The sequence below is a fragment of the Cognatundibacterium jejuense genome, assembly GCF_014284255.1.
Classification (GTDB): domain Bacteria; phylum Pseudomonadota; class Gammaproteobacteria; order Burkholderiales; family Burkholderiaceae_D; genus Undibacterium; species Undibacterium jejuense.
In genome coordinates, this window is record NZ_JACOFV010000066.1 from 1 (window position 1) to 273 (window position 273).

The 273-nt window shown below is 46.9% G+C and carries 1 protein-coding gene; it reads left to right on the forward strand.

Annotation, left to right across the window (positions count from 1 at the left end):
- On the forward strand, window positions 1-273 hold a 273-nt coding region (locus H8K32_RS20045; protein WP_186914407.1), incomplete at both ends, for a transposase.

Below are 273 nucleotides of genomic sequence, written 5' to 3' on the forward strand. Positions count from 1 at the left end.
TTAGCCAGCAATGGGGTGAACAATATCCGCAAATTGCGAAGTCATGGTCGACCCACTGGGTCAACCTGAGGACGTTATTTGAATACCCACCCGAGATTCGCAAAGCGATTTACACGACAAACGCCATCGAGTCATTGAACAGCGTAATCCGATCCGCAACCAAGCGTAGGAAGTTATTTCCAAGCGATGACTCGGCATTAAAAGTCATCTACCTTGCCATTTCGCAGGCAGCTAAAAAATGGACAATGCCTATTCAAAATTGGCGTATGGCGT